Here is a 9,389-nt window from a genome sequence, read left to right on the forward strand (position 1 = left end):
CCACCGGGCCACCCCCACGGCCCGGTGGCGCCCCGGCGCGACGCCCGGCCGGGGTGGCTGACCCCGGCCGGGCGCTGCCGGCCGCCGCCGTGCTCGGCGCGCACACCGTGCTCGTCAGCGTCCCCAGCCGTCCCTGGCCCACGCCCCCGCCCGGTCGGGCCGTGGCGGTGCCGGGTCGTCGGCTTTCCGCCGCGCGAGTCAACGAGGGGGCGGAAGCCACGACTTGACCACCCCCGGCGCCCGGGCGCGGCCGCGGCCCCGCAGAGCCGGCGAGGAGGGGATGGAGAGGGGGCCCGGACAGCATGGTGGGGCGGCTCGAACGAACGGGTCGAACCCCACAAGGAGGTCACATGACCAGGACCCTCACGTCGCTCGGCGACAAGATGCTGGGCGCGCTCCTGAAGCAGAAGAAGGCCGGCGCCTGCGTTCCGCCGGACTACTGCGGTGTCGTCGCCTGTACCTCGCGGAGCGGCTTCTGCTCCGGCGGCTGGTGGTGGCAGCCGATGTGCAACGGCTACTACAACTGCACCGGCAAGTGCCTGGGCACCGGCGGCTTCCAGTACAACAAGAAGGTCGCGTACGGCTGCTGACGACACGTCGGGGGGGGGCCCCGGTTCGGCGGGCCCCCGCCCCCCGTCGTCCCTCGAACGGCCCAGAAAGGAACCGACATGCTCACCGCCCTCATCGCCCTCGCCGTCGTGCTCGGCATCGCCACCGCGGCCAACCTCGTCCTCACCTTCGCCGTCATCCGCAGGCTCCGGACGCTGGAGGAAGGCGGCACGGGCGCCCCCGACGCCCTGCCGGCGGTCGGCACCGCCGTCGGCGGGTTCAGCGCCGTCACGACCACCGGAGCCGAGGTCACCGAAGCCGACGTGGCCGACGGTGACGCCTTCGCCGGCTTCGTCATGGTCGGCTGCACCCCCTGCGGCAAGCTGATCGAGTCCCTGGCCGGCGGCGCCGCCACCGGGGCCGACGACCCGCTGTTCTTCGTCGTCGGCGACCCGGAGAGCCCGGAGACCCGCAGGATGGCCGCCACCCTGGCTCCCGTCGGCCGGGTGTCCGTCGTCGCCGAGAAGTCCCCGGCCACCGCGGCGTTCGGACGGATCAGCGCCTTCCCGACCCTGCTCAGGCTCAAGGACGGCGTCATCGCCGCGGCCGGCCACGACCTGGACGACGTGGTGCCCGCCTCCGCGCGCCACCCGAAGACCGAGTCGAAGAGCGACCCGCAGACCGACCGCCCGGCCCGCGTCAAGGAAGCGGTGTGAGCATGACGGCCGTCGGGCGGGTATGGGCCGCGGCCGCCGCGCTGCGGCTCGGCTGGCGGGCCTCCCCAGGGGGGATCCTGCTCCAGCTGCTGCTCGCCCTGCTCACCGGCGTGCTCCCGGCCGTGACGGCCTACGTCACCAAACTGCTCGTCGACGACCTCGCCGGCGCCGGCGGTTCCGGTGCGGCCGACGGCACCCGGGTGGTGTGGCTCGCGGCTGCGGGCGCGGCCCTCGTCGGGATGACCGCCGTGCTCAACCACGTCACGGCGCTGATCACCGCCACGGTCGGCCGGGCCGTCAACATCGAGGTGCAGGACCGGCTCTACGAGCGGGTCAACGCCTACCGCGGGCTGCGCCCGTTCGAGGACCCGGCGACCCAGGACCGCATCCGGCTCGCCGAGAACGCGGCGCAGGGCGCACCGCACGACGTCCTCGACTTCCTGCTCGACACGGTCAGCAGCACCGCGACGATCACCGGCTTCCTCGGCACCGTGCTGCTGTTCTGGCCGCCGATGGGCGCGCTGCTCGTGCTCTGCGTCGCGGTCTCCGTCGTCGGTCACCTGCGCACCTCCCGGGGCATGGCCGACACCGCCGCGGCCGTCGTGCCCGCCGCCCGCCGGCAGTACTTCTACCGGATGCTGCTCACCGACCCCCGGGCCGCCAAGGAGATCCGGCTCTTCGGCACCGGGCCGCTGTTCCGCCGGCGTGCGCTCGACGGGCTCCGCGAGACGTCGGGCGCCGGCCTGGCGGCGCTGCGGCGCGGCGTCCTCGTCCAGTCGGGGCTCGCCCTCCTCACCGCCGCCGTCGCCGGCACCGCGGCCGTGGTCGTGGCGCGGCAGGTGCTCGCCGGGCGGATCACCCTCGGCGACATGACCCTGTTCACCGCCGCGGTGGCCGCCGTCCAGGGTGCGCTGTCCTCGATCGTGATGCAACTCGGGCGCGCGGAGGAGGCGTTGCGGCTCTTCGGGCACTACCTGGCGCTGATCGGCTCGCCGGCCGACCTGGCGGACGGCACGCACGTCCCGGCCCCGCTGCGGGAGGGCATCACCTTCGAGGACGTCTGGTTCCGCTACACCCCCGACGCCCCCTGGGCGCTGCGCGGTGTCGACCTGCACCTCCCGCACGGCCGCGCGGTCGGCCTGGTCGGTGTGAACGGCGCCGGCAAGAGCACCCTGGTCAAGCTGCTCTGCCGGTTCTACGACCCCGAGCGCGGGCGCATCCTGTGGGACGGCGTCGACATCCGCACCATGCCGGTCGACGAGCTGCGGCGCAGGATCGGCGCGACGTTCCAGGACTTCATGACGTACGACCTGACCGCCGCCGAGAACATCGGTCTCGGCGCGCCCGAGCACCGGGAGGACCTCGGTCGGATCCGTGCCGCGGCCGCCCGCGCCGGGATCGACGGGAGCCTGGAGCGGCTGCCGCGCGGCTACCGCACCCTGCTCAGCCGGACGTTCGCCGACGAGGACGAGCTGAACGGCGTCGTGCTCTCCGGCGGCCAGTGGCAGCGCGTCGCCCTCGCCCGCTCGCTCATGCGCGAGGACGCCGAGCTGCTCATCCTGGACGAGCCCAGCTCCGGCCTCGACGCGCTCGCCGAACGCGAGGTCCACCAGGCGCTGCGCCGCCACCGGGCCGGGCGCACCAGCCTGCTGATCTCGCACCGGCTCGCCGCCCTGCGGGAGGCCGACCTGATCGTGGTGCTCTTCGAGGGGCGGGTCGTGGAGCGCGGCGGCCACGACGAGCTGGTGGCCCTCGACGGCCGGTACGCGGAGCTGTTCGCCGCGCAGGCCGAGGGGTACCGCGAGGACGGCGGCTCAGCCGCCGCGGGCCGCCACCCGGCCGGCCGGCCGGCGCTCGGGCACCACACCGTGCCGCGCATCGACGCGGACCGAGCCGAAGGAGTGCGATGAACACGCTCCCCCCGACGGCGGTCGCCGTCGCCGCCGGGGCACTGGCCGGGGTGGTGGCTACGGCGCTGGTGCTCCGCCGCTCCTTCGAGCTGGTCGTGGTGGAGGGCGGCAGCATGGAGCCGACCCTGCGGGACGGCGACCGGGTGCTGGTGCGGCGGACCAGGGTGTTCCGCCGCGGCGACGTGGTGGTCTTCCCCGTTCCGGACGGGCCGCGGGACGAGCAAGGCCCGTCCTGGCTGGTCAAGCGGGTCAGCGGGGTGGCGGGCGACCCGGCGGCGGACGGCTGCCCCGCGGTGCCGTCCGGGCACCTCGCGGTCCTCGGCGACAACCCGCGCAGCCTGGACTCGCGGACCTTCGGCACCGTCCCGAGCCGCACCGCCCTGGGCGTCGCCGTCCGCCGGTTGTCCCGGGAGGGGCGGCGCGCGCAGTCCCTGCACCGGTCCGCGGGCCCCCGTGCTTCGAACCGGGGTTCGTCGGGCTCCGGTGCCGCGGACCCCGGTACCGCCGGCTCGGGTGCCGCGGGCTCCGGCGCTGCGACCGACGGTTCGAGGAGGACCGCATGACGATGCTGCAACTGGCCGCCCGCGCCCTGCTGGTGGTCGTCTTCGGCGCCGCCCTGGTCAGCAAGGCGCGCAGCCGCGCGGCGCTGGCCGCGTTCGCCGCCGACCTGGCCGACTTCCGCTGGCTGCCGGCCGTCCTGCGCCGGCCGACCGCCGTCGGTGTGATCGCCGCCGAACTGGCGACCGTCGCGCTGCTCGCGACCGTGCGACAGGCCGGCGCGGTGCTCACGCTCGTGCTGCTGACCGGCTTCACCGTGGCGACCCTGCGGGCCGGGCGGGCGGCGGACTGCCGGTGCTTCGGCGCGGCGAAGCCCGCCGCGCGTGGCAGCGCCGCGGGCTTCGTCCTGCGCAACTCCCTGCTCGCCGCCGCCGCGCTCACCGTGGCGCTGGCCCCCGGCGGCGGCGTGGCCCCCGTCCTGGCGGCGGTCGCCCTGGTGGCGGGTGCGGGCGTGGGCGCGGTGATCGTCCGGTGGGACGACCTCGCCTACCTGTTCCAGGGCCCCGCCACGCCCCGGCGCTCCTGACGTTCCCGGGGGACGCCCGGCGGGTGCGACGAGCGGGCGGTCCCGAGCGGTGGCCCCGAGCGGGCGGTCCCGGGAGACGGCGGCGATGGCGGTCAGCGACCGGTGCGCCAGTGGTACGGCTGGGTGCGTGCCGGCTGCGTGCACAGGCGGCGCAGCCGGGGCAGACAGGCCCGGGTGTGCCGGCGCGGGCTCAGCAGGGCCGGGTCGCCGCGCAGCACGGCGTTCTCCAGCTCCACCAGCGCGGGCCCCGGGTCCAGCCCGAACTCCTCGGCGAGCAGGGTGCGCAGCCGGCGGGCGATGGCGAGCGCGTCGGTCTGCCGCCCGCTGCGGTACAGGGCGAGGACCAGCCGCTCCACCAGGCGCTCGCGGGCGGGGTAGCGGTCCACCAGGGCGGTCAGCTCGGGGACCAGTTCGTGGTGCCGCCCCGCGCCGAGCTCGATGTCGGCCAGCAGCTCGTAGGCGGCGAAGCGCTCCTCCTCCAGGCGGGCCCGGATCGGCTCCGCGAACGGCGCGTCGATCCCGGTGAGCGGGGCGCCGCGCCACAGGCCCAGGCCGGTCCGTAAGTGCCGGACGGCCTCGGCGTGTTCGCCCAGCGCGGTGAGCCGCCGCGCCTCCGCGACCTCCCGGCCGAAGTCCACGGTGTCGAGGTCGTGCCGGCCCACCGCCAGGCGGTAGCCGCCCGCCAGCGAGGCGAGCGGTCCGGCGTCGTCCCCCGGCCCGTCCCCCGCGGCGGCCCCGGGCAGGAGCTTGCGCAGGGCCGAGACGGCGGTGTGCACCTGGCCCCGGGCACTGCGCGGCGGACGCTCGCCCCACAGCGCGTCCACCAGCTGCTCGATGCACACCTGGTGGTTCGCGTTGAGCAGCAGGAACGTCAGCACCGCGCGCCGACGCGGCCGGTCGATGGGCACCACCGTGCCCTGGTCGAAGACTTCCAACGGTCCAAGTACTGTGTAGCGCATCATTCCCCCGAGCTACGGACCTTTTGGGCAGCTCGCACGAACTCCCGTTTGTTGTACAGGAGTCAACGTCTTGCGATGCGCGTGATCATAAGCCGTCGTCTCGGCTATTGGAACCGCGCCGCCGGAAAGTCCGGGACCGCGGCAGGGGTGGGTGCGATCACGGGACGAGGCGGAGCCCCGGGAAGGACCAGGGCCCCGTCCCACCGGCGAGTGGAACGGGGCCCTGGTCCACGGACGCATCGTCAACCATCGTCGGAGGTGCGAGGGGTGGACCCGCAAGACACCTCCGGCTCCGGTCAGTGGACGGTCAGCCCCGCCTCCCAGTCCAGGTGGACATCCACCGGGACGGGCGGGGAAGCCGGCTCGACCCGGCTCGCGGCGAGGGCGCCGGTCATGGCACGCGCCTTGACGATCGTCTCCTCGAACTCCTCCGCCGGATCCGACAGCGCGACGATCGCGCCGCCCACGCCGAAGCTCACCGTGGTGGGGGTGGCCACGATGGTGCGGTTGACCACGTTGAGGTCGCAGGCACCGCTGAGCGAGAACCAGCCGAGCGTCCCCGAGTAGACGCCTCGCGGCCCCTGCTCCAACCGGTCGATGATCTCCATGGTCCGGAGCTTCGGCGCGCCGGTCATCGAACCGCCGGGAAAGGCGGCCCGCACGCAGTCCACCGCGGAGACACCCTCGCGCAGCGTGCCGCGGACCGTGGACACCAGGTGGTGCACCTGGGCGAAGCTCTCCACCGCGCAGAGCGAGGGCACCTGGACCGAGCCCGTCTCGCACACGATGTTGAGGTCGTTGCGCACCAGGTCCACGATCATGAGGTTCTCGGCCCGGTCCTTCTCGCTGCCGTTCAGCGAGCGGCGGAGCTTCTCGTCCTCCTCGGCGGTCCGGCCGCGCGGTCGGGTTCCCTTGATCGGCTTCGACTCGACGTTCCCGTCGCTGTCGATGGTCAGGAACCGCTCGGGGGAAGGCGCCACATGACCGACCCGTTCGCGACCGACCCGTTCGAGGACGCGACCGCCCGCTACCTCGTGCTCGCCAACCGGACCGGTCACCACTCCTTCCGGCCCGGCGCCCCGGAGCCCCCGGCCGGCTGAGGGCCGGCCGGGTGAACGGGCGGCGCGGTGCGGCGGGCGGCGGTGCGGCGCGGGGGATGATCGCCGGGTTCACGGGGGGCCCACACCGCCGGAGGCGCACATGCGGATCCTGCTCGTCGCGAGCGCGTTCAACAGCCTCACCCAGCGGGTGCACGCCGAGCTGCGGGACCAGGGGCACACGGTGGAGGTGCACCTGGCCGGGGACGACGAGGCGCTCCGGGCGGCGGTGCGGCGGTGCGCCCCGGAGCTGGTGATCGCGCCGATGCTGAAGTCGGCGCTGCCGAGGGACGTCTGGTCCTCCGTCACCTGTCTGATCGTGCACCCGGGCCCGCCGGGGGACCGGGGCCCGTCCTCCCTCGACTGGGCGATCCACGAGGGGGCGTCCGACTGGGGCGTGACGGTGCTCCAGGCCGACGAGGTGATGGACGCGGGGCCCGTCTGGGCCTCGGCGCCCTGCGTGCTGCCGCCCGTCGCCAAGAGCGACCTGTACCGCAACGAGGTGTCCGACGCCGCGGTCGAGGCGGTGCTCCGGGCCGTCGACCGCGTCGCCTCCGGTGCGTACACCCCGCGCCCGCAGTGCGGTCCCGGCTGGACGGCGCCGGACCACACCCGGCCGTACCTGCGCCAGGAGGCGCGGCGGATCGACTGGGCCCGGGACGACACCGACACCGTGCTGCGCAAGCTCAGGGCGGCCGACTCCCAGCCCGGCGTGCTGGACGACCTGCTGGGCGCCGAATGGTTCCTGCACGGCGGCCACCCGGAGCGGGAACTGCGCGGCCGGCCGGGTGAACCGCTGGCCACCCGGGCGGGGGCGCTGTGCCGGGCGACCCGCGACGGCGCGGTGTGGATCCCGGAACTGCGCCGGCGCCGCCGCCCGGACGGGCCCGCCACCTTCAAGCTGCCGGCCGTCACCGCCCTCGGCGGCGCGCTGCCCCGGCTGCCCGAGCTGCCGGCCCCGCTGATGCCCGCGGAGGACGACCCGGTCTGGTCGGACATCCGCTACCGCGAGGACGGCCCGGTCGGCCTGCTGCGGTTCGCCTTCCCCGGCGGCGCGATGAGCACCGGGCACTGCCGCCGGCTGCTCGACGCGTACCGCTTCGCGCTGACCCGGCCGACCTCGGTGCTGGTGCTGGGCGGCGGCCGTGACTTCTTCTCCAACGGCATCCACCTGAACGTGATCGAGGCCGCCGCCGATCCGGCCGCCGAGTCCTGGGCGAACATCAACGCCATGGACGACCTGGTCGAGGCGGTCCTCACCACCACGGACCGGCTGGTGGTCGCCGCCCTGGGCGGGAACGCCGCCGCCGGCGGGGTGATGCTCGCGCTGGCCGCCGACGAGGTCTGGTGCCGCCACGGCGTGGTGCTCAACCCGCACTACCGGCTGATGGGCCTGTACGGCTCCGAGTACTGGACCTACACCCTGCCGCGCCGGGTGGGGGAGGCCCGGGCGCGACGGCTCACCGACCAGGCGCTCCCGATGACGGCCGCGGCCGCCCGGCGGACCGGGCTGGTCGACCGCGTCCTGCCGTGCACCCCGCGGGAGTTCGGGCGGGAGGCCGCCCGGCTGGCGCGCCTGTCCGCCGCCTCGCCCACGGTCCAGGGCCGGATCGCCGCGAAGAAGGCCGCCCGCGAGGCCGACGAACGCACCAGGCCGCTCGCCGACCACCGGGCCGAGGAGCTGGCCGTGATGCACCGCCAGTTCTTCACCCCCGGGGCGCCGTACCACGCGCTGCGCGCCGCCTTCGTCCGCAAGCTGCCCGCCCCCTCGGCGACGGACTGACCCGGACGGCCCACCGGGCTTGCGTCCGTCCGGTTGTGCCGCCCGGCCCTGCGGACCGGCGGGCCGGGCGAACCGCTGTTATGACTGTTCTGAGCCATTGTGTCCGGCTCCCAGTTCCGAGGAGGCATCCTCATGGGTGCTGAAACAGCAACGAGCACCACCGACACCGACGTGGTGCACATTCTCTGGATCAACGCGGGCCTGAGCTGCGACGGCGACTCGGTCTCGCTGACCGCCGCGATGCAGCCGAGCATCGAGGAGATCGTCACCGGCGCGCTCCCGGGCCTGCCGAAGGTCGCCGTCCACTGGCCGCTGATCGACTTCGAGTGCGGTCCGGTCCAGGGCGCGGACAACTTCGTGGAGTGGTTCTTCAAGGCGGACCGCGGCGAGATCGAGCCGTTCGTCCTGGTCGTCGAGGGCTCCATCCCGAACGAGCGGATCAAGAAGGAGGGCTACTGGTGCGGCTTCGGGGACGACCCGGAGACCGGGCAGCCGGTCACCACCAGTGAGTGGCTGGACCGGCTCGCCCCCAAGGCCACGGCGGTCGTCGCCATCGGCACCTGTGCCACGTACGGCGGCATCCACGCGATGGCCGGCAACCCGACCGGCGCCATGGGCGTGCCCGACTACCTCGGGTGGGACTGGAAGTCCAAGGCCGGTCTGCCGATCGTCTGCGTGCCCGGTTGCCCCATCCAGCCCGACAACTTCGCCGAGACCCTGACCTACCTGCTCTACCAGCTGGCCGGCTCCGCGCCGATGATCCCGCTGGACGACAAGCTGCGGCCCACCTGGCTGTTCGGCGCCACCGTGCACGAGGGCTGCGACCGCGGCGGCTACTACGAGCAGGGGCAGTTCGCCACCGAGTACGGCACGCCCGAGTGCCTGGTCAGGCTCGGGTGCTGGGGTCCGGTCGTCAAGTGCAACGTCACCAAGCGCGGCTGGACCAACGGCATCGGCGGCTGTCCGAACGTCGGCGGCATCTGCATCGCCTGCACGATGCCCGGGTTCCCCGACAAGTTCATGCCGTTCATGGACCCGCCGCCGGGCTCCGCGGTCTCGACGACCGCCAGCAGGACGTACGGATCGGCGATCCGCCGGCTGCGGGCGATCACCCTCAAGACCGTCGACAAGGAACCCAAGTGGCGCCACACCGGGCGCAGGCTGACCACCGGCTACCGCCCCCCCTGGTGACCCGGCGGGGGGGGGGGGGGCCCGGGGGGGGGGGGGCACCCCCCCCGCCCCCCCCACCCCCACCAATTCACCGCAGACAACACAAGAAGCACCACCCCCA

Annotated in this window: 10 protein-coding genes; 8 read left to right on the plus strand and 2 right to left on the minus strand. The window is 74.6% G+C overall.

Going from position 1 to position 9,389, the window contains the following annotated elements; translation table 11 throughout:
- The first annotated feature begins 350 nt into the window (after positions 1-350).
- The 5 genes from ACFVHB_RS15115 (at position 351) to ACFVHB_RS15135 (ending at position 4,259) form a co-directional block, all read left to right on the plus strand.
- Positions 351-590: a hypothetical protein gene (locus ACFVHB_RS15115; protein ID WP_380320832.1), complete on the plus strand. Its 240-nt coding sequence runs from the start codon at positions 351-353 to the stop codon at positions 588-590.
- Positions 591-668: 78 nt separating this feature from the next.
- Positions 669-1,265 (plus strand): hypothetical protein, encoded by a 597-nt coding sequence (locus tag ACFVHB_RS15120; protein ID WP_380320835.1) that lies wholly within the window; start codon positions 669-671, stop codon positions 1,263-1,265.
- 2 nt (positions 1,266-1,267) lie between these two features.
- The gene (locus ACFVHB_RS15125) at positions 1,268-3,175 is read left to right on the plus strand and encodes an ABC transporter ATP-binding protein (RefSeq protein WP_380321045.1); all 1,908 of its coding nucleotides are present in this window, start codon (positions 1,268-1,270) and stop codon (positions 3,173-3,175) included.
- A complete protein-coding gene (locus ACFVHB_RS15130) occupies positions 3,172-3,738 on the plus strand; it encodes a S26 family signal peptidase (RefSeq protein WP_380320838.1) in 567 nt (188 codons plus the stop codon). Before ACFVHB_RS15125 ends, ACFVHB_RS15130 begins: the two co-directional genes overlap by 4 nt.
- Positions 3,735-4,259 (plus strand): MauE/DoxX family redox-associated membrane protein, encoded by a 525-nt coding sequence (locus tag ACFVHB_RS15135; RefSeq protein ID WP_380320841.1) that lies wholly within the window; start codon positions 3,735-3,737, stop codon positions 4,257-4,259. The genes ACFVHB_RS15130 and ACFVHB_RS15135 overlap by 4 nt, the downstream gene beginning before the upstream one ends.
- Positions 4,260-4,351: 92 nt before the next feature.
- Here the strand turns inward: ACFVHB_RS15135 and ACFVHB_RS15140 are convergent, their stop codons facing one another.
- A complete protein-coding gene (locus tag ACFVHB_RS15140) occupies positions 4,352-5,194 on the minus strand; it encodes a BTAD domain-containing putative transcriptional regulator (RefSeq protein ID WP_380320844.1) in 843 nt (280 codons plus the stop codon).
- Positions 5,195-5,514: 320 nt separating this feature from the next.
- Entirely contained in the window at positions 5,515-6,198 is a 684-nt protein-coding gene (locus tag ACFVHB_RS15145; protein WP_380320847.1) for an anthranilate synthase component I family protein, read from the minus strand.
- On the opposite strand from ACFVHB_RS15145, the gene ACFVHB_RS15150 reads away from it, so the two are divergent.
- The 3 genes from ACFVHB_RS15150 (at position 6,199) to ACFVHB_RS15160 (ending at position 9,289) form a co-directional block, all read left to right on the plus strand.
- Positions 6,199-6,318 carry an MbtH family NRPS accessory protein gene (locus tag ACFVHB_RS15150; RefSeq protein WP_380320849.1) on the plus strand — a complete coding sequence of 40 codons (120 nt, stop codon included), beginning with the start codon at positions 6,199-6,201 and terminating at the stop codon, positions 6,316-6,318.
- Between the two features lie 100 nt (positions 6,319-6,418).
- Entirely contained in the window at positions 6,419-8,098 is a 1,680-nt protein-coding gene (locus ACFVHB_RS15155; RefSeq protein WP_380320852.1) for a hydrogenase maturation protein, read from the plus strand.
- Between the two features lie 132 nt (positions 8,099-8,230).
- On the plus strand, positions 8,231-9,289 hold the full coding sequence (locus ACFVHB_RS15160; protein WP_380320855.1) for a hydrogenase expression protein HypE: 1,059 nt from the start codon (positions 8,231-8,233) through the stop codon (positions 9,287-9,289).
- Positions 9,290-9,389 lie beyond the last annotated feature (100 nt).

The sequence above is a fragment of the Kitasatospora sp. NPDC127111 genome (genome assembly GCF_042677465.1).
In the GTDB taxonomy this organism is placed as follows: domain Bacteria; phylum Actinomycetota; class Actinomycetes; order Streptomycetales; family Streptomycetaceae; genus Kitasatospora.